Raw genomic sequence first — 20,233 nt, 5'->3', positions numbered from 1 at the left:
ATTAGCGTGTTTTATGTTTGCGATAAACGATATATCGTCTATTTGTATAAGATAAAGGCACGCTCCACACATGCACTAATCGCGTAAATGGCCAGCAAGCTAAAATTGTAAATCCAAGTAAAATATGAATCTTAAATGATAGTGGCACGTCAGTCATTAAATTCGCATCTGGTGAAAATGTGAAAAGATGTCTAAACCAAATAGAAATCGTTTGACGATAATCGAAATCACTTATCATAGCGTTCGTTACTAAAGTTGAATAACATCCCATGAAAATAATTAATATTAATAAGAAATTCACAAAAATATCTGAAGCTGAACTTAATCTTCTTATATTTTTGATAGTAATACGTCTCGCTGTTAAAAGTAACATACCAATAAATGTCATTATACCAAAAATACTACCGATATAAACAGCACCAAAGTGATACATCCCTTCACTTACACCTATGCCATCTATCCATTTAGCTGGAATAGCTAAACCAACTACATGACCAAAGAATACGGGGATAATACCCAAATGAAACAATAAGCTTCCCCATTTAAGCTGTTTCTTCTCGATTAATTCACTTGATTTAGCTGTCCATGAAAATTGATCATATTTGTAACGTGCAATATGACCTACTATAAAAATAGCCACACATAGATATGGAAAGATAATCCATAAAAATTGATTAAGCATGAGACGTCACCTCATTTGGAATATTTAAACATGCTTTAAGTGTATTGCGCAGCGCACGAATCACATATGCATACGGGTTATTATCTTGTGCTAATTGATTCGCCATTTCATACGTACCATCTTCAATAATCATAATAACAAGTTCTAAGTTTCCTTCAGCACGTGGATCGTCTTGCCATTGCGCCACATGTAAAAATTGCAACATTAAAGGTAGATAATCAGACAACTCATTACTTGCCATTTTTAAACCAAACATTTCATATAAAACTTTCAATTTAGCTAACATCTGACCACGTTCTTTTTGCGTATTAAACTTATTATAAGTCATATAAAGTGGCGTTTTTTTATTAAAATCAAACGTATCTGTATAAATTGCTTTAATTTCTGATAATGAGAATTGATGCATAATCTCACGGTATTTTATTAAATCTTCATAGCCAGGATGAGATTTATCAATTGTTTCATTAAACGTTTTTGGATGGAAGGTAAGCTTTTCAGGAAAATTAAGCTGCTGTGCAATATAACCTAAACTTTCTTGATAGTAGTGAAATTGTTGTAAATTAATCACGGAAAATACCTCCATAGAAATTATCATTATAAATTTCTTGTCCTGTTTTTCCTGAACCTACTGGCACACCACAGCCTTCACAATTATCACCGAAGTACTCTCCTCCATAACCTTGACTACCTTGCGCATGATACGTATCCAAATACGTTTCTTTATGAGAAGTTGGAATAACAAAGCGATCTTCATATTTCGCTAAGCCTAATAAACGATACATTTCTTGGATTTGGATTTCTGATAAACCAAGTCTTTCAAGTTTATAACTATCGAAGTCTCTACCAGTAATTTGAGAGCGCATGTAACTTCTCATCATCGCCATTTTTTGAAGTGACTCTTTAACAGGTTGCACATCACCTGCTGTAAATAGATTTGCTAAATATTCAATTGGTAAACGCATTTCTTCAATTGCTGGGAAAATCATGTCAGGATTTTGGCCAGCATTTTTACCTTCAAAATAACTCATGATAGGACTAAGTGGTGGACAATACCAAACCATAGGCATTGTTCTATACTCAGGGTGTAATGGAAACGCAATTTTATATTCAATTGCTAATTTATAGACTGATGAATTTTGTGCTGCTTCAATCCATTCATAGCTAATGCCATCTTTTTCCGCTTGTTCAATCACTTCTTCATCAAATGGATTTAAGAAAATATCTAATTGTTTTTCATATAAATCTTGTTCATTCTCAGTAGAGGCAGCTTCGTGAACTCTATCAGCATCATATAAAAGTACGCCTAAATATCTCATTCTACCAACACATGTTTCTGAACATACTGTAGGTAAGCCTGCTTCAATTCTTGGGAAACAGAACGTACATTTCTCTGCTTTATTTGTCTTCCAGTTGAAGTAAACTTTTTTATAAGGGCAACCTGTCATACAGTAACGCCAACCACGACATGCATCTTGGTCTACAAGAACAATGCCGTCTTCGTCACGTTTGTACATTGCACCTGAAGGACATGAAGCGACACAGCTAGGATTTAAACAATGTTCGCATAAACGAGGTAAATACATCATAAATGTTTCATCAAATTGGAATTTAATATCTTCTTCTATTTTTTGAATGTTTGGATCTTCTGGACCTGTAATATGTCCTCCTGCTAAATCATCTTCCCAGTTAGGCCCCCATTCAAGATTAATTTTATCTCCAGAGATGATTGAATGTGCTTTGGCTACTGGCGAATGTTTACCTTCTTTCGCAGTTGTTAAATGTTCGTAATTATATGTCCATGGTTCATAATAATCTTTAATAAGAGGCATGTCAGGATTGTAAAAGATTTTACCTAAGGCAATTTTTGATAATCGGTTTCCTGTTTTAAGTTCTAATTTTCCTTTTTTATTTAAAACCCAACCACCTTTATAGTGTTCTTGGTCTTCCCATCTTTTCGGATATCCTACACCTGGTTTAGTTTCTACGTTGTTAAACCACATGTATTCAGCACCTGGACGGTTAGTCCAAGTACTTTTACATGTAACACTACAAGTGTGGCAACCAATGCATTTATCTAAATTTAACACCATTGCAATTTGCGCTTTAATCTTCAAGCCAATTTACCTCCTTCATTTTTCTAACGGCTACGTAAACATCTCGTTGATTTCCAATTGGACCATAATAGTTAAAGTGATAACTAATTTGTGCATAACCACCTACAAGTTGTGTAGGTTTTAAGTGAATTCTTGTTGGAGCATTATGTGAACCACCACGTGTGTCAGTGATTTCTGATCCTGGTGTTTCAATATGTTTATCTTGTGCATGATACATAAACATTGTGCCTTTAGGCATACGGTGTGATGTGACAGCTCTTGCAGTTACAACACCGTTACGGTTATAAACTTCTAACCAATCATTATCATTAATGCCATGTTCCTCAGCATCTTCATTTGATAACCACACTACTGGGCCACCTCTAAATAATGTCAACATACGTTCGTTATCTTGATATGTTGAGTGAATATTCCATTTACCATGTGGTGTAAGGTAGCGTAATACTAAAGCATCTTGTCCGCCTTTTACTTGTTTATCTCTTGTTCCAAAGACCATAGGTGGCAATGTTGGTTTATATACTGGTAAACTTTCTCCAAATTGTTGGAAGACTTCATGGTCGATATAGTAACTTTGTCTACCTGTTAAAGTTCTGAATGGTACTAAACGTTCAATATTTGTTGTAAATGGAGAATATCTACGTCCATTTTTATTTGAACCTGGGAACACAGCCGTTGGTATTACTTCACGAGGTTGTGATGTAATATTTAAGAATGAAATCTTTTCTGACGCGCGTTCTTTAGAAATATCTTTTAATTCCATACCTGTTTGATTTTCTAAATCTTCATATGATTTTTGTGAGAGTTTACCATTCGTTGCTGATGAAATATTTAATATTGCATCAGCTACTTTGCGTGCAGTATCAATACGCGGACGATTATTTCTCACTGAATTTTCATCCTCATCATTCCAAGTACCAACCATACTCTTCAATTCATCATATTCCTCTTTCACTGCATAACTTACGCCATGCGCGCCTACTTTCGCTTTTTCAAGTAAAGGACCTAATGTGACATATTTATCATAGATTTTTGTGTAGTCACGCTCTACAATTGAGAAGTTTGGCATTGTTTTTCCTGGAATACCTTCAACTTCACCTTTAGACCAATCTTTGACAATACCGTACTCTGAGCCAAGTTCTTGTTTAGAGTCATGACCTAATGGTGAGGTTACGACATCTTTAAATGTCCCTGGTAAATAATCTTTCGCCATTTCGGAAACTGCTTTACTCAATGTTTTATAAATATCCCAGTCTGAACGAGATTCCCATAATGGATCAATCGCTGGATTGAATGGATGCACAAATGGATGCATATCTGTTGATGATAAATCATGTTTCTCATACCAAGTAGCAGCTGGTAACACAATATCTGAATAAAGTGGTGTAGCTGTCATACGGAAGTCTAATGAAACGAGTAAATCTAATTTCCCAACTGTATCTTCACGCCATTTAATTTCTTCAGGTTTATCATCTTCATTAGGTTCAGCCATTAATCCTGAACGTGTACCTAATAAATGTTTCATGAAGTATTCTTGACCTTTAGCTGAACTTGAAATTAAATTTGATCTCCATACAAACAATGTTTTCGGATGATTTTTTCTTAAATCAGGATCTTCAACTGCAAATTGTGTGTCTTTATTCTTAACTGATTCAATCGCTCTTTTTAAAATTGCTTCATTAGAATCGTCGCCCGCGTCTTTAGCTTCTTCACCGAATAGTAAACTGTTTTTATTAAATTGAGGATATGAAGGTAACCATCCTAATCTAGCAGCAGTGACGTTGTAATCCGCTGGATGTTGATGCTTAATATTTTGAGCTAATGGTGATTTTAATTTATCTACGTTAGACTCTTCATACTTCCATTGATCTGTTGCAAAATAGAACCAACTTGTACCATTTTGTAAACGTGGTGGCCCTTGCCAATCTTTTGCGAAAGCGACTGTATTCCATCCTTCGATAGGGCGACATTTTTCTTGTCCAACATAGTGCGCCCAACCGCCACCATTTACACCTTGGCAGCCACATAATAAAACTAAGTTTAAAACAGCACGATAAATTGTATCTGCATTGAACCAGTGGTTAATACCGGCACCCATAATAATCATTGAGCGACCTTTAGTATCAATAGCATTTTGTGCAAATTCTCTTGCTACTTGTGTGATTAATTCAGATTTGATACCTGTCACATCTTCTTGCCACGCTGGTGTATATTTAGATTCTTTATCGTCATATGATTTTGCTTCTAATTCATGATTAAAGCGTTTAATGCCATATTGACTTGTCATCAAATCGTAGACTGTCGCTACATATACTTCTTTACCATCTGCTAATGTTACTTTTCTTGTAGCAATCGGTCTTTCAAAGATGCCGTCTCCTTTACTGTCAAAGAATGGGAATTGAATTGTTTTAAGTTCATAATCTTCCTCAGCCATTGACATTGCAGGGTTTATTTTAGTGCCATCTTCTGTTTCTAATTTCAAATTCCATTTTTTGCCTTCTTCCCAACGTTGGCCCATTGTGCCGTTTGGTACTACAAATTGATGGCTAATTGTATCATGAATGACTGGTTTCCATTCACTATTGTCACTTTCCATTCCTAAGTCGCTTGCTCGTAAGAATCTTCCTGCTTTATAACCATTGTCATCTTCATCCAACATAATCACGAAAGGCATATCTGAATATTGCTTAGAATAATTGATGAACATTTCACTTGGGTTATCTTCATAAAATTCTTGTAAGATCACGTGTGTCATGGCTTGTGCCACTGCAGCATCTGTTCCAGGATTTGGCGCTAACCAGTTATCTGCGAATTTAACGTTCTCAGCATAATCAGGTGCTACTGAAACAACTTTAGTTCCTTTGTATCTTACTTCTGTCATAAAATGGGCATCCGGTGTACGTGTTAATGGTACGTTAGAACCCCACATAATGATGTAAGAAGCGTTGTACCAGTCACTTGATTCAGGCACGTCTGTTTGTTCACCCCAAATTTGTGGAGATGCTGGTGGTAAGTCGGCATACCAATCATAGAAACTAAGCATTTCACCACCTAGTAAATTAATGAATCTTGCTCCTGCTGCATAGCTGATCATAGACATTGCTGGAATTGGTGTAAATCCAGCTATTCTATCTGGACCATCCTTTTTAATCGTATATAAGATTTGCGCAGCAATAATATCCGTAACATCTTTCCAATTAGAACGTACATGACCGCCCATACCACGTGCTTCTTTATACGTTCTAGCTTTATCTTCATCTTCAACAATTGAAGCCCATGCCGCAATACGGTTACCATTATTTTCTTCTAAAGCTGTTGTCCATAAATCTAATAATTTCCCTCTGATATATGGGTATTTAACACGCAACGGGCTATATTCATACCATGAAAATGATGCACCACGTGGACATCCACGAGGTTCAAACTCAGGCATGTCAGGTCCACAACTAGGATAATCAATTTGTTGATTTTCCCACGTGATAACGCCATTTTTAACAAAGACTTTCCACGAACATGATCCTGTACAGTTCACGCCATGTGTCGTTCTGACTACTTTGTCATGACTCCATCTTTCACGATACATTTTTTCCCATTCTCTACTTTTGCTTTCAAGTACTGACCAATTACCATTAAATTTTTCAGTTGGTTTAAAAAAGTTTAATCCAAATTTTCCCATTTATATAAATCCTCCTACCGATTAAGGTATTTAGCATGTTACGTTATGTGTTAATTACTTATTAATTTAAGTTTATTGTACATTTTTTCACAAAGTAAATATATTAGGGAAATGCCTATTTCATATAGTGAAATCCCTAAAAACGCTAGGAATTAAAATGATTTTTCATAAATGCAAAAATAGCCATACAGAAATGATGTATTATCAATTTCTGTATGGCTATGTACTATTTTATAAAGTAGTTCAAACACTTAGTACGCCGCTTCAATAAATTTGGAATGATGATTGTCTATAATACTTTGATATAACCGTTGTTGGGATACATGATGATGATCATCATATGCGAGTAGACAGCGTTGACCCTTTTCCGAAAAATCTTCAGCAGTTAACATCGCTTTATCTTTCGGACCGGTAATGACATATAAAGTTTCGTCGTGCTGTGCTTCATGCTGTTCCACTTTATCTTTATCTATATAATCAACCATCGCACCTAGAATACAAATGCCTGGTTCACTCTCTAAATTGAGCTGTTGTAACTGCGCTTCAATCGTACTGAGCTTACCGATGATGACCTTCTGATTATAGCAAGTTGCATTGAAAACGATCGCAATAGAATAATCCTCTTTAGTATAGGCAGTGATTTGCTTAATGATATGCCCTAATCGCTTAATGCCCATATAAATCGCTAGTGTTCCGCCATTAATGAGATTACGAATATCTGTTTCATGGTTTATTGAATCTTTGAAGTGCCCTGTTGAGAATGTCACACTAGGCGCAATACTTCGCATCGTTAGACCTATATCCATATTAGCTACGGCTGCACTTGCGGATGTTACACCTGGAACAATCTCGTATGCAATACCATGTGCTTTTAATGTATCGATTTCTTCAGTAACACGTCCAAATATAGCGGGATCTCCACCTTTTAAACGAACGACGATACGATGTCTTTTAGTCGCTTCCACAATCTTCAAATTAATTTCTTCTTGTTGAATGTGTTTCGCATAAGGCTTTTTACCTACATCTATCACTTCAGCTGAAGGTGGCGCATATTGGATAATCATTGGATTGACGAGACGATCGTAAAGTATCACATCTGCTTTACGAAGGATACGCTCTGCTTTTTTAGTTAACAGGTTAGGATTACCTGGTCCTGCTCCGATCAAATAAACTTTCGCTTCTTCATTTACAGACATACGTAGACGTCTCCGTCATGTACTTCGACTTTATATGTTTCTACACAACCCGTATCTGGTTCTTGAACCTCACCGTTTCTTAAATCAATCTTTTGATCGTGAAGTGGACAATACACAAACTCGCCGCTGACTGTACCTTCTGATAAAGGTCCTTGTTTATGTGGGCAAATGTTATTAATAGCGTGAATTTCCCCACTTTCTGTTAGGAAAAGGCCAATTTGTTTACCATCAACGATTACTTTTTTTCCAATTAATGGTGTTAATTCTTCAAGTGTAGTCACTTTTACTTTTTCCATTGCTTTCATCCTTTACACCTTCTCAACTTCAAAGATTTTTTGTGCGTCTTTATTTTCAACGATAGCTGACCAAGGTTCGCCATGACCATCAATTGCTTTTTTAGCATCCATAATTCTATCGAATAATTCTTTTTGTCTTTCAGGATCAAGTAAGACTTCTTTAACATTGTCAAAGCCTAAACGGTTAAGCCATGGTGCAGTTCTTTCAGCATAGATACCAGTTTCTCTATAATACTGCATTAAAGCACCACATAATTGAATAACTTCATCTTCTGTTTCAACAGTAGTTAAGAGTTTACCAACTGTTACATCAGTACCGCCGTTACCTCCAATATAAATTTGGTAACCATTTTCAACTGAAATAACACCGAAATCTTTAACACCTGATTCTACGCAACTACGTGGGCAACCAGAAACACCCATTTTAAATTTATGAGGTGTATCGATATATTCAAATGTTTTTTCTAAACGAATACCTAAACGTGTCGTATATTGCGTACCGAATCGGCAGAATTCTTTACCTACACAACTTTTAACTGAACGTGTTTTCTTACCATAAGCAGAAGCTGAACGCATGCCTAAGTCTGCCCATACTTTAGGTAGTTCTTCTTTTTTCAAACCATATAAACCAACACGTTGTGAACCAGTCACTTTCACTAAAGGCACGTTGTATTTCTTAGCTACTTCACCTAATCGAATTAATTGATCTGCATCTGTCACCCCACCACGCATTTGTGGAATAACTGAGAATGTGCCATCGTTTTGGATATTAGCATGGTAACGTTCGTTCGCAAAGCGTGATTCTCTTTCATCTTGATGGTCATGAGGGTAAACCATATTTAAGTAGTAGTTGATCGCTGAACGACATTTTGGACAACCATTTTTATCTTTAAAATCAAGTACGTGACGTACTTCTTTAGATGTTTTAAGACCTTTAGATCTGATTTGAGTCACAATTTGATCGCGTGTTAAATCAGTACAAGCACAAATACCAGTAGGTTTTGCTGCGACAAAGTCATCACCTAATGTGCATTTTAAAAGTTCACCGATTTGACCTTTACATTTACCACAAGAGTTACCTGCTTTAGTTGCTTTAGTCACTTCTTCAACAGATGTTAAACCTTTAGTAGTAATCGCATTGACAATTGTTCCTTTATCGACACCATTACATCCACAGATTGTTTCATCATCAGCCATATCAGCAATTGACGTTGCTGCATCTTCACCGCCTTTATGAAGTAATGATACTAACGTATAATCTTCTAATGATTCATTTTTCTTCATCATGCTGTAAAATCTCGAACCATCATCAGTATCACCGTATAATACTGCGCCAACCACTTGTCCGTTGCTTAAATACACTTTTTTGTAAATGTTATCGACGCTATTAAAAATTTCGATGCCGTGGACGTCTTCATTTTCAACAATTTGACCCGCACTATATAAATCACAGCCAGAAACTTTTAACGAAGTAAATGTAGTAGAGCCTTTATAGCCATCTGTCTCTTTACCAGTTAAAAAGTCCGCAAGCACTTTACCTTGTTCATATAGTGGTGCTACTAAACCATATACTTTACCAGCATGTTCCGCACATTCACCGACAGCATAAATATTAGGGTCAGATGTTTGTAAGTAATCATTAACGACAATACCTCTATTTACTTCTAATCCTGCTGATTTCGCAACTTTAGTGAATGGACGTATACCAACCGCCATGACTACTAAATCTGTTTCAATCACACGACCATCAGCTAATTTAATCGCTTCAACATCTTCATTACCCATAATTTCTTTCGAATTGGCTTGCAGTTCAATATTCATACCTTGACGTTCTAAATCTGCTTTCAACATTTCGCCAGCTTTACGGTCGAGTTGCATCTCCATTAACCATTCAGCTAAATGTAAGACAGTGACATCCATTCCTTGGTCCATTAAACCACGTGCACATTCTAACCCGAGTAAGCCACCACCGATAACCACTGCACGTTTTTTCGTTTTAGCTATTTCAATCATGCGTTCAGTATCTTCGATTGTGCGCCATCCGATCACACTAGGTAAATCTGAACCTGGTATAGGTAATACGAATGCACTTGAACCTGTCGCAAAAATACAAATATCATATTGAACTTCTATGCCCTTAGAAGTCGTCACAGTTTGGTTTGTTTTATCCACTGTTTCAACTGGGTCATCCACGATTAATCGAATATTGTTTTCCTCATACCATTCATAAGGATTCATAATTGTTTCTTCGACTGTCATTTTCTTTTGTAAAATATTAGATAACATAATTCTGTTGTAGTTTGGATAAGGTTCTTTGCCAATGATTGTAATATCAAACATTGAGTCTGAGCGTTCTAATATTTCTTCAATTGTTCTAAGGCCTGCCATACCGTTACCAATCATTACAAGCTTTTGTTTAGTCATAAAATATGCCCCTTTTATCACTTAAAATTTAGTTATTTATAATGATTAAAATTATAAATATATTATTATTGAGAATTTACAACTACTTTCTTCACTGTTATTTTATAACATTTTCGATTACTTTTGTGATTATTTTCACATATTTTAATAAAAGTAGGGATTTCCCTAATACACTATTTCTTACTTGAAACATGAAAAAACTCCCTTACATTGTCATGTAAGAGAGGCTTGAGAATTTATATATGTAGCTGTTCTAAACGTTCACTAATAATCAACTTAAGTATGTTATCAAAATTAATAGACGGTGTGATATGTAATGTGCCTTCAATATCCATTTCTGAAATTAGTCGTTTTACTTTATTCACTAATCGTCCATCGTATAGAAACATCGGTACAACAATTAATTCACCATAGTCGCGTGATAGTTGATCGAGGTCATTTTTAAATGTGATATCTCCGTATAACGTACGACAATAAATCGGCACTTCTTGTGTTAACTTTTCACTAAATTCCTTAAGTTCATCATGTGCTTTAGTATAAGAGAAACTGCCATGCGCAATTATCACAATCGCATAATTTGTCGTAGCATCCATATGTACGTCATTAATGCGTTTTTCAACTAAATCCACCATATAATCATGCGTACCAAGAGGCTCACTAATTTCATAACGAATGTTAGGATGCGCTTGCTTAATGTTTTCTAAAATATTGGGTACATCGACAATATAATGCATCGCTGAAAAAATTAATAAAGGCACTACTTTAAATTCTGTTTCACCTTGGTCAATCAATCGCCCAATCGTATTCTCGATGCTTTTTTCTTCACTTTCAATAAACGCCAGTTCATAATTATATGTTTCATCACTTAAAAGACGATCTAGAAAGTCACCTAGCGCTTTATTTTGGTCCCCTTTACGCATACCATGTGCAACTAAAATGTTTGCTACCAATTCCCCTCATCCCTTTCTTTTCGAAAATGAATTACTAATATGCAACATCTTGAAGTAACAATAGTTAATGTTGAATTAAATAATATGTTTTTAAAAGCTTTAAGTCAACGTAAAAAATAAATCTAGGATAATAGTTCTTAGAAAAATAGCCAGTAAATGAGTTTTTATAAATTCATTTACTGGCTTCTTTATTTACAATACTTCGTATTATTGGCTCGCTTGCCCAACTTGCTTTGCTTGTATAAACTGATTAACTCAGTTTCTCTGTGTTGGATCTATTCTTATGGGACAGCTTCAGCTTGTAGTCTTATAAAGTTGTTCTTAGATAGATATTCACTCACTTAAGTTGAGATGCTTGCTTAGGGGGCTGGGTCGAGCCACGGTCTTGTAAAGTAGTTTTTAGATAAATGTTACTCATTTTGTTGCGACGCTTTCTTGCGGGAAAGGCTTAAGCCTGTAGTCTTATAAAGTCGTTCTTAGATAGATATTCACTCACTTAAGTTGAGACGCTTGCCTAGGGGGCTGGGTCGAGCCACGGTCTTGTAAAGTAGTTCTTAGGTAGATATTCACTTGTTTAAGTTGTTACGCTTTCCGGTGGGAAAGGCTCAAGCCTATAGTCTTGAGGCTCTTTCTTTTCCACCAGGAGTCTTCACAACTACGTTTCGTTATCTATCTGAGAACGACTTACGCAAGTGCACGCGCACTTGTGTTCAATATAAAAAACGCCAAGAGTCTCGCAACGTCATTCGTTATTCATCTTAGAACTTCTTACGTAAGTGTTTGAACGCTTACGTTCATTGATATCCTGTCTCCTCAGGCGTCACACAAAATCATTCGTAGTTCATCATAAGAATTTCTAGAGCACTTATGTTCAGTAATAATGAATATAAGAGTCTCGCCAAAATACAATGTATTTATATGTAATTTTACATAAAAATTTTAAAAATAAGGTCCTTACATATAATTTAATAAACATCACTAAACTAAATTAATAAGGTGCCTTATGTATAAAGATTAAAACATGGCTCAACTTACTCTATCAATAGAACTTCAGTTCTTATCTCCATAGATAATATTTCGCACAATAAAAATTGTCTTTTTTCTTATCTAAAACTTTTATGTCCTAGACTTGTTAAAATTAGCTTTTTGTACTAAAACTATCGCGTTTACCGTTTAAATAAGCGAATACAAGACCTACAAAGATGCCTCCACCAATATAGTTACCAATAAAAGCGAACACCACATTTTTTAATACATCTAACCATGATAATGCATCAATGTTATAGAACATCATTCCTGCATATAAGCCAGCATTGAAAACCACGTGTTCATAACCCATAAATACGAAGACAATAACACCAACAGCGATGAAGAATGCTCTTGCAAGCCCTTCTTTAAATAACATTGAAACGTAAATGCCGATGTTAATAAAGAAGTTACAGAATATCGCTTTAATTAAAATATTTAACCATGATGATTCTACGGTTTTAGCGTGTACAGTTTTACTTAAAGCTACAATCATCTCTGGCGTCATAATATGTGTGCCTTTCATTAAAAAGAATAAAATGAATCCACCTATAATATTTCCTAAGAAACAGAATAAGAAAATAACAATCATTTTATTAACTGTAATTGCTTTATAGTACCATCCCACTGTTAAATACATAAAATTACTTGTTAGCAATTCTGAATTTGTTAAGACGATTAATACTAACGCTAAACTAAATGAAATAGCGCCTAACAAGTTAACTAACCCCTCATTTGTATCCGCAAATTGAGTTTTAACAGCTAACATGAAGACAGTCACTATTGCTAATAAAAATCCTGACATAATTGCTTTTAATAAATATCTCCCGGGTGTTTTTTTAGCCATGACTTCTTTCATTTGGACTTGTCCTACTGCAGCCTCTACTATATGACGTGTCGTATATGTATCTTCTAAGTTTTTGTGATTTTCCAACATTTGAAATTCTACCTCCCACAATATTCAATTGTATGATTTACAATTATATAAAAATTATTAGTAAAGAGGTAGATAAAATTGTATTTTTTCGATATAAACTAAAAAATCGAGATATAGTTTTTGAATAAACTACATCTCGATATATGATTAGCGTGTGCGTTTAAATTTAGATAAATAATGTAAACCACTCGCAAAAATACCATATCCTAGTGCTGTTCTTAAAACATATTTAACAGCACCATTATTTAGGCATTTTGAATTAAATAATAATGTAGGAATTAATGTACTTAATGAAAATAGTGCAAGTACTTTTAAATAACGTTGTTTCATCATATCATCCTCTTTTCACCTACATTATAACTTAAAATTTCTTACAAAAATTGACATCCTTATGACTTTTTATTTTTTTAATAATTTCTCTAATTGATCGAGCGTAGAATTCATTCCTGCTTCAACGCCCATGTTAATGGCTTGTTGCGCCGCTTCTTTCGTTGGAAATTCAGATGTAGACGTCACAGTGGTACGATTGCCTTCTTCTTCGAAATCCATAAAGATATGCATACCAGGTAGACGGGTATCTTTCTCACCTTGAGGCGTCGCAAAGAAATCGAAGTATTCAATGTGATGCGGTTTATTCACTTTTTTATATTCTGTAAGCGTATAACTTGTGTGTTCTGGTGTTTCAATTGCAAAGAATGCTTGTCCACCTGTTACAGCATTAAACTTAAAAACCTTGGTTGTCGCACCTTGTGGATGAAACCATTGTTCAAATAATTCTTTCTTTGTATAAGCATCAAATACTTGCTCAACGGATGCATCAAACGTTCTTGAAAATATAATCTTATTACTTTTAATTTTAATTGTCATTATTTACTTCCCTCATTTTCAAAAAGCTTTATTCTTACAAAATTTAGCAATTTATTTCCATAAATACAACAAAAAAACAGACAAGGCAATCACCTCGTCTGTTTAAATAGATTATCAGGAATACTATTCTTCAATAGGGAATTCTAAATCAAACTCAACGTCTAATGATTTACCTAATAAGAAACCACCAGTTTCTAATTGTTGGTTGAATGTAACACCGTATTGTTCACGGTCGATTTTACCAGTAATTACTAAACCAGCTGTGTTTTTACTGTTTAAAGGATTTAAACTAATACCTTTGTAATCTAAATCGAATGTTTCTTCATGTGTTTGGTCTTTCATAGTTAAGTTACCAGTTACTGAATGGTCATCGACTTTAGTAATTTCAAATTTAATTTCTGGATATTGTTCAACATCTAAGAAATCCGCACTTTTAAGATGGTTATCACGGTCTTCTACTTTAGTATCGATCGAATTTGCTTGTACTGTAAAAGTCCCTTGTAATGAGCTTAAATCATTGAAATCGCCTGTAATGTTAGCATCAAAGTCATTAAAACGACCTTTAACGTTTGATACTACTAAGTGTTGAATAGAAAAATTAATACCTGAATGCACTGGATCTAAATTAAAATTAGCCATGTTTGCATACCTCCAATAGTTAAATTATGAAACCACTAAAACATGTTTCATGTTTGTATATTTATTATACTTAGTATAATAAATGAACTCTATGAAAAATACAAGTAAAATGACTTATTTTAAAATTTAATTTTTAATATTCTATTACATCAACCTACGCAACTTTTATTTACCCTTTTTAGTAAACCTAGTGTGATTATCTTCAATATTAATTTTTGAAATATAATTTATACAAACTATTTCTAATATAGGCTTTCTTGCCTCAATTATTTAAATGCAGTTTCAAATATTTTATTCATGATAGTAGCTACTTCTTTGGGTGTTTCTACACATCCTCGTTTCACCCAATCTTGTAACACTCCAAAAATCGCATTACTCATAAATATAAGTAAAAAATATTTTTCTTTCGTCGTTAAGGTGTTCGTATTTACTATAGGTACTAATTTCAACTCAACATTATATTGTAAAATCTTCTTCATCTGAATGTGAGCCGTTTGAGCACTATCATCCCCAAGTAAGAGTAGTATTAACTTCCCTTCATCTAACCAATAATGAACCATTGTTTCTAGAAAAATATGTTGATTTGAAAATTCTTTTTTAAATATTTCTTTTTTTCCTTTTTTTAATAGTGATGTTAGATAACTATAAATAAAATCATTTTTATCTTTATAATGAGCATAAAACGTAGTTCTACTTATACCACTCTCTGTACAAATATCCTTAATAGTAATTTTTTCAAATTTGTTTTTTTCTAATAATCTAATCATGCCTTTTTTAATACTATTCATAGTATTCACTACACGTTTATCAGTTATTTCAATATCATCCATTTAAGCCCTCTCCTTTTTTCCAAACATTTAATCATAAAATGTTCAGTTACTATAAAAATTAATTCACATTTACTTAAAAGGATTTATATTTAATATATAGAATTGATAAAACATGTCAATATAGGAGGGATAGCTGTGACTGAAAGTATTGCAAGTTTACATAAAGCTGTGAAGATATTTGGAAACCATAAAGTATTGAATCAAATAAGTTTAAATATTCATAAAGGCGAACTTCTTGGCTTAATTGGACCTAGTGGTTGTGGTAAGACAACTACTATTAAATGTTTGTTAGGTATGGAAAAGCTTGATTCAGGATCTACTGAAATTTTTAATAAAAAAATGCCTAACCGCAAAATACTGAACAAAATTGGATACATGGGTCAAACTGATGCATTATATGAAACATTAACTGCATATGAGAACCTTGAATTTTTTGGTCATTTAGCTGGGTTAAAAGGACAGCAATTAGAAAATAATATACAAGAAAGTATGAAATTAGTTGATTTAAAAGAAGCATTGAATAAAAAAGTAGTAAACTTTTCAGGAGGCATGAAACGTCGATTATCTTTGGCAATCACATTACTTGCACAACCAAACTTGATCATCTTAGATGAACCTACAGTGGGTATAGATCCTAAACTGCGAAATCAAATTTGGGGACAATTAAAAAATATGACTAAAGAAGGTAAAAGCGTCATTGTTACAACACATGTCATGGATGAAGCTGAACGTTGTGACAAAATTGGATTAATAGTAGAAGGTCAATTATTCGCCTTAGACTCTCCCAATCAATTAAAGAAGCAATTTAATGTGAATACGATTGAAGAAGTATTTATTAAAGCTGAGGAGGTAGGTCAATCATGAAACTATTAGCTATTGTTAAAAGAGTGATGAAAGAGCTACTAAGAGATAAACGCACCCTTGCTTTGATGTTCCTAGCTCCAATTGTTATACTCACGCTCATGTATTTCATATTCAATGGGGATGAAGAAGAACTCCAACTTGGCGTCGATAACTCTGTATCTTCTCAGATTACTGATAATTTACCAGATAAAAATCTAAATCTTAAAAACTATCATTCAACAAATAATATTAAGTCAAAGATTGAAAATGATCACTTAGACGGATTTATTTATCAAGATAATAAAGCTTTACATGTTGTTTATACAAATGAAGACCCTAATAAAACTTCAGCCATTAAACAAATAGTTGGCCAATCAATTCAAAAAGCCAAGATGAACGATGTTAAAAAAGTTTTAGAAAAAATACCAATGACGGCTAATAAAGATAAAAATACAAATATTTCTATTCATAATAAGTATTTATATGGAAATTCTGATAGTAGTTACTTTGACAAAATGTTTCCTATTTTGATGGGATTTTTTGTATTTCTATTTGTGTTTTTAATTTCAGGGATTGCTTTACTAAGAGAGCGAACAACTGGTACCCTTGAACGAATTTTAGCTACATCAATACGTCGCAGTGAAATTGTAATGGGCTATCTGATAGGATATGGCATTTTCGCCATTATTCAAACTTTAGTCATTGTTTTATTCTCTATTTATTTACTTAATATAAATGTTGCTGGAAGCTTATGGTATGTTATTTTAATCAACATTGCCTTAGCTATTACGGCTTTATCTATGGGCATTTTCATTTCAACCTTTGCCAATTCTGAATTCCAAATGATTCAATTTATACCTTTAATTGCAGTGCCACAGGTCTTCTTTTCTGGCATCTTTCCTCTTGAAAACATGCCAAATTGGCTAAGTAATATTGGTTATTTCTTTCCATTGCGTTACGCTGGTGATGCATTAACTAATGTAATGATTAAAGGGCAAGGATGGGCTCACATTTGGTTAGATTTATTAATCCTTATCCTATTTATCTCAATATTTATTATTCTCAATATTATAGGCCTCAAACGATATAGAAAAGTATAAACAAAAAGAGACTACAGTAGAATTTGATAATTAAAAGTTTTTATCAAATCTAAACTGAGTCTCTTTTTCAGTATTAGCAAATTTATAAATATTTTTTCCATCCTTCAACTTTATACGGATCTTCTACTTTTTTACCATTAATAAATACTGTAGGAACAGATTTAATATGATGCTCTTTTGTTAATTTTTTCTGTTCATCAGCTTTTTTCCATGCATCACTATTTTTAGTTTTATATTCTTTCTTAATGTTTGCTTTATCTGTTTGTGAAATGGCTAATTTATCGATTTCTTTATCTAGGAAATCTTCAGTTAACCATTTTTTATCTTCATCTTGTTGTTGTGCATAAACATTGTGTTGGAAAGTTAAATATTCTTTAGGTGCTATTTTTTCTACTACATTACCAGCTCTTGATCCTACTATAGAATCTTTAGCTAAAAATCCAGCATTCACAAATTGATATTCTACTTTATTAGTATCAATATATTGTTTTTTGATGGTAGGCATTACTTTTTCTTCTACTTTTTTACAATATGGACATTTATAATCTCCGTATTCAACGATTAATATTTTACCATCTCTAGTTTTAGGCGGTGTTTGCTCTTTCTTGTTTTTAGAACATGCGCCAATAACTACAAGCAATATAATTAATGCACTGCCTGCTAATAATATTTTTTTCATAGATGCTCCTTTAATAATGAGATATTAATTCATATTTTCCTCTTTATAATCTGAATCATGACTATCAATATATTGTTTTGTATCAAAATGTTCTAAGTATTTAGCTTTTTTACCGTTAAATTGATAAGTATAATAATGAACTTCTTCATTGTTATTCAAAGGTTTGTATGCTAATACTACATATTTACCTTTTTCAAATACATAGATATTTGCATCTTTCTTATCAAAATGTTTTACCACATCGCCTTGATCATTTTTGGCAAGTCGTTCTTGTTTCTGATCTTGTAACTTCACCGCTTTATCTATTTTATTTGTGTACTTATCATTGCCACACCCTGCTAAAAATAGTACACATACACTTATCGTTACAATTAATTTTTTCAATCATCTTCACTCCTACAACTCAGTTCGATATATTAACAACTTCCAATAATATTATTACTGCAAATTCTATCATACAATGCTTTTGACGTAAGTGCTAGATTATTAAAAATTTCTTTTTTATAATAAAATAAGTTATTTATTTTTAAAAATTAATTTCAACATACTACTAAAGTATGAGTGAATATAATAATAAAACATGTGTAATAGTATAGTTAATTTGTTAAAATAGATAAGAATTCTTAAAAAGACAGAGGAGTAGATATTCATGAAATTCGTTAATTTAACACCTGAAGAATTTGAAAAATTTACAACAGAAAATTTTTCACATTACACTCAATCGCGCATTCATTTTGAAAATAGAAATGAAATGAAAAACGACGTGCATATAGTAGGTGTCAAAGATGAGGAAGGCAAAGTTATTGCTGGAACTTTAATGACTGAAGCACGTGCCCTAAAAATCTATAAATATTTCTATACTCATCGTGGTCCTGTAATGGATTATAGTGATATCCAATTAGTTCATTTTTTCTTTAAATCATTAACAGCTTACTTAAAAAAACACAACTGCTTATTCGTTTTAGTAGATCCTTATATTTTAGAAAACTTACGAAATGCCGATGGTGAAATTTTAGAAAGTTATGATAATCGCGCCGTGATTAAAACATTAGAAGACTTAGGCTATAAACACCAAGGTTGGTCTGTAGGTTATAGTACGATGAGCCAAATTCGTTGGTTATCTATTCTAGATCTTGAAGATAAAACGGAAGATCAGTTATTAAAAGAAATGGACTATCAAACACGCCGTAATATTAAAAAAACGTATGAAATGGGTGTTAAGGTAAGAACATTACCAATGGAAGAAACAGATACTTTCTTCGAACTTTTCCAAATGGCAGAAGAAAAACACGGTTTCAAATTTAGAGATAAACCATATTTCTATGAAATGCAAAAAACTTATCAAGACCACGCCATGTTAAAACTTGCATATATTGATTTAAAAGACTATCTATCTACTCTTCAACAAAAACACGATGATTTAACGAAACAATTAGCTGATGTTGATGAAGCATTAAAAGAAAGTCCTAACTCTAAGAAAAATAAAAATAAGAAAACACAAATTGAACAACAGTTAAATAGTAATGAACGTAAACTCAATGAAACTAAAGAAAAAATTGCTGCTGAAGGTGAAACTTTAAATTTAGCAGCCGCACTTTATATTTATAATGACCATGAAGTATACTATTTATCAAGTGGTTCTAACCCTAAATACAATGCTTATATGGGCGCTTATCGTTTACAATGGGAAATGATTAAATTTGCCAAAGAACATAATATTGATCGCTATAATTTCTACGGTATTACAGGAGACTTCGGTGAAGATGCTGAAGATTATGGTGTACAACAATTTAAAAAAGGGTTTAATGCCAATGTCTACGAATATATCGGAGACTTTATTAAGCCAATTAAACCATTAGCTTATCGTGCAAAACAATTATTAGAACGTCGAAAATAATAAGAATTATCTAACTTAACACTAAATATAAAAACCACGTTATAAAGAACTTTTCAATTCTTTATAACGTGGTTTAATTT

The 20,233-nt window shown here is 33.2% G+C and carries 18 protein-coding genes; 3 read left to right on the top strand and 15 right to left on the bottom strand.

Going from position 1 to position 20,233, the window contains the following annotated elements:
- Nucleotide 1: 1 nt before the first annotated feature.
- The 13 genes from narI to MT340_RS02665 form a co-directional block, all read right to left on the bottom strand.
- Nucleotides 2–682 (bottom strand): respiratory nitrate reductase subunit gamma, encoded by a 681-nt coding sequence (gene narI, locus MT340_RS02725; RefSeq protein WP_243588687.1) that lies wholly within the window; start codon nt 680–682, stop codon nt 2–4.
- Nucleotides 675–1,250, bottom strand: a complete 576-nt coding sequence (gene narJ / locus MT340_RS02720; protein WP_481906653.1) for a nitrate reductase molybdenum cofactor assembly chaperone — start codon at nt 1,248–1,250, stop codon at nt 675–677. The genes narI and narJ overlap by 8 nt, the downstream gene beginning before the upstream one ends.
- The gene (gene narH, locus MT340_RS02715; RefSeq protein WP_243603562.1) at nt 1,243–2,796 is read right to left on the bottom strand and encodes a nitrate reductase subunit beta; all 1,554 of its coding nucleotides are present in this window, start codon (nt 2,794–2,796) and stop codon (nt 1,243–1,245) included. The genes narJ and narH overlap by 8 nt, the downstream gene beginning before the upstream one ends.
- Nucleotides 2,786–6,469 (bottom strand): nitrate reductase subunit alpha, encoded by a 3,684-nt coding sequence (locus tag MT340_RS02710; protein WP_243603561.1) that lies wholly within the window; start codon nt 6,467–6,469, stop codon nt 2,786–2,788. Before MT340_RS02710 ends, narH begins: the two co-directional genes overlap by 11 nt.
- Nucleotides 6,470–6,720: 251 nt before the next feature.
- Nucleotides 6,721–7,665 (bottom strand): uroporphyrinogen-III C-methyltransferase, encoded by a 945-nt coding sequence (gene cobA / locus MT340_RS02705; protein WP_243603560.1) that lies wholly within the window; start codon nt 7,663–7,665, stop codon nt 6,721–6,723.
- The gene (nirD, locus tag MT340_RS02700) at nt 7,656–7,970 is read right to left on the bottom strand and encodes a nitrite reductase small subunit NirD (RefSeq protein ID WP_103328512.1); all 315 of its coding nucleotides are present in this window, start codon (nt 7,968–7,970) and stop codon (nt 7,656–7,658) included. Before nirD ends, cobA begins: the two co-directional genes overlap by 10 nt.
- 3 nt (nt 7,971–7,973) lie before the next feature.
- Nucleotides 7,974–10,385: a nitrite reductase large subunit NirB gene (nirB, locus tag MT340_RS02695; protein ID WP_243588682.1), complete on the bottom strand. Its 2,412-nt coding sequence runs from the start codon at nt 10,383–10,385 to the stop codon at nt 7,974–7,976.
- A gap of 236 nt (nt 10,386–10,621) precedes the next feature.
- Nucleotides 10,622–11,335: a sirohydrochlorin chelatase gene (locus MT340_RS02690; protein WP_243588681.1), complete on the bottom strand. Its 714-nt coding sequence runs from the start codon at nt 11,333–11,335 to the stop codon at nt 10,622–10,624.
- Between the two features lie 1,138 nt (nt 11,336–12,473).
- Nucleotides 12,474–13,298, bottom strand: coding sequence for a formate/nitrite transporter family protein (locus MT340_RS02685; protein ID WP_243603559.1), 825 nt, complete (start codon nt 13,296–13,298; stop codon nt 12,474–12,476).
- Nucleotides 13,299–13,445: 147 nt separating this feature from the next.
- On the bottom strand, nt 13,446–13,628 hold the full coding sequence (locus MT340_RS02680) for a hypothetical protein (RefSeq protein WP_243588679.1): 183 nt from the start codon (nt 13,626–13,628) through the stop codon (nt 13,446–13,448).
- A 69-nt stretch (nt 13,629–13,697) separates the two neighbouring features.
- A complete protein-coding gene (locus tag MT340_RS02675; protein WP_243588678.1) occupies nt 13,698–14,165 on the bottom strand; it encodes an SRPBCC family protein in 468 nt (155 codons plus the stop codon).
- Between the two features lie 123 nt (nt 14,166–14,288).
- Nucleotides 14,289–14,804 carry a YceI family protein gene (locus tag MT340_RS02670; RefSeq protein WP_243588677.1) on the bottom strand — a complete coding sequence of 172 codons (516 nt, stop codon included), beginning with the start codon at nt 14,802–14,804 and terminating at the stop codon, nt 14,289–14,291.
- Between the two features lie 266 nt (nt 14,805–15,070).
- Nucleotides 15,071–15,634 carry a TetR/AcrR family transcriptional regulator gene (locus tag MT340_RS02665; protein WP_243603558.1) on the bottom strand — a complete coding sequence of 188 codons (564 nt, stop codon included), beginning with the start codon at nt 15,632–15,634 and terminating at the stop codon, nt 15,071–15,073.
- A 135-nt stretch (nt 15,635–15,769) separates the two neighbouring features.
- Between MT340_RS02665 and MT340_RS02660 the strand changes: the two genes are divergently transcribed.
- Together MT340_RS02660 and MT340_RS02655 are read left to right on the top strand one after the other, a co-directional pair.
- On the top strand, nt 15,770–16,498 hold the full coding sequence (locus MT340_RS02660; RefSeq protein WP_243588675.1) for an ABC transporter ATP-binding protein: 729 nt from the start codon (nt 15,770–15,772) through the stop codon (nt 16,496–16,498).
- Nucleotides 16,495–17,577, top strand: a complete 1,083-nt coding sequence (locus tag MT340_RS02655; protein ID WP_243588674.1) for an ABC transporter permease — start codon at nt 16,495–16,497, stop codon at nt 17,575–17,577. The genes MT340_RS02660 and MT340_RS02655 overlap by 4 nt, the downstream gene beginning before the upstream one ends.
- An 82-nt stretch (nt 17,578–17,659) precedes the next feature.
- On the opposite strand, the gene MT340_RS02650 is transcribed toward MT340_RS02655, so the two are convergent.
- A complete protein-coding gene (locus tag MT340_RS02650; protein ID WP_243588673.1) occupies nt 17,660–18,256 on the bottom strand; it encodes a thioredoxin domain-containing protein in 597 nt (198 codons plus the stop codon).
- A gap of 24 nt (nt 18,257–18,280) precedes the next feature.
- Nucleotides 18,281–18,640, bottom strand: a complete 360-nt coding sequence (locus MT340_RS02645) for a DUF4467 domain-containing protein (protein WP_243588672.1) — start codon at nt 18,638–18,640, stop codon at nt 18,281–18,283.
- Nucleotides 18,641–18,905: 265 nt separating this feature from the next.
- Between MT340_RS02645 and MT340_RS02640 the strand changes: the two genes are divergently transcribed.
- On the top strand, nt 18,906–20,153 hold the full coding sequence (locus MT340_RS02640) for an aminoacyltransferase (RefSeq protein ID WP_243588671.1): 1,248 nt from the start codon (nt 18,906–18,908) through the stop codon (nt 20,151–20,153).
- The last annotated feature ends 80 nt before the right edge of the window (nt 20,154–20,233 follow it).

Origin of the sequence: Staphylococcus sp. NRL 16/872, from assembly GCF_022815905.2 — a bacterium.
GTDB lineage: Bacteria > Bacillota > Bacilli > Staphylococcales > Staphylococcaceae > Staphylococcus.
The sequence above is the reverse complement of the archived record's forward strand: the minus strand, read 5'-3'. Positions and strand labels throughout refer to the sequence as shown.

What these genes read in the sequence shown, in the direction of transcription:
- narI (WP_243588687.1), bottom strand. Translation starts at nt 682, where the DNA reads ATGCTTAATCAATTTTTATGGATTATCTTTCCATATCTATGTGTGGCT.
- MT340_RS02710 (WP_243603561.1), bottom strand. Translation starts at nt 6,469, where the DNA reads ATGGGAAAATTTGGATTAAACTTTTTTAAACCAACTGAAAAATTTAAT.
- cobA (WP_243603560.1), bottom strand. Translation starts at nt 7,665, where the DNA reads ATGTCTGTAAATGAAGAAGCGAAAGTTTATTTGATCGGAGCAGGACCA.
- nirD (WP_103328512.1), bottom strand. Translation starts at nt 7,970, where the DNA reads ATGAAAGCAATGGAAAAAGTAAAAGTGACTACACTTGAAGAATTAACA.
- nirB (WP_243588682.1), bottom strand. Translation starts at nt 10,385, where the DNA reads ATGACTAAACAAAAGCTTGTAATGATTGGTAACGGTATGGCAGGCCTT.
- MT340_RS02685 (WP_243603559.1), bottom strand. Translation starts at nt 13,298, where the DNA reads ATGTTGGAAAATCACAAAAACTTAGAAGATACATATACGACACGTCAT.
- MT340_RS02680 (WP_243588679.1), bottom strand. Translation starts at nt 13,628, where the DNA reads ATGAAACAACGTTATTTAAAAGTACTTGCACTATTTTCATTAAGTACA.
- MT340_RS02675 (WP_243588678.1), bottom strand. Translation starts at nt 14,165, where the DNA reads ATGACAATTAAAATTAAAAGTAATAAGATTATATTTTCAAGAACGTTT.
- MT340_RS02670 (WP_243588677.1), bottom strand. Translation starts at nt 14,804, where the DNA reads ATGGCTAATTTTAATTTAGATCCAGTGCATTCAGGTATTAATTTTTCT.
- MT340_RS02665 (WP_243603558.1), bottom strand. Translation starts at nt 15,634, where the DNA reads ATGGATGATATTGAAATAACTGATAAACGTGTAGTGAATACTATGAAT.
- MT340_RS02655 (WP_243588674.1), top strand. Translation starts at nt 16,495, where the DNA reads ATGAAACTATTAGCTATTGTTAAAAGAGTGATGAAAGAGCTACTAAGA.
- MT340_RS02650 (WP_243588673.1), bottom strand. Translation starts at nt 18,256, where the DNA reads ATGAAAAAAATATTATTAGCAGGCAGTGCATTAATTATATTGCTTGTA.
- MT340_RS02640 (WP_243588671.1), top strand. Translation starts at nt 18,906, where the DNA reads ATGAAATTCGTTAATTTAACACCTGAAGAATTTGAAAAATTTACAACA.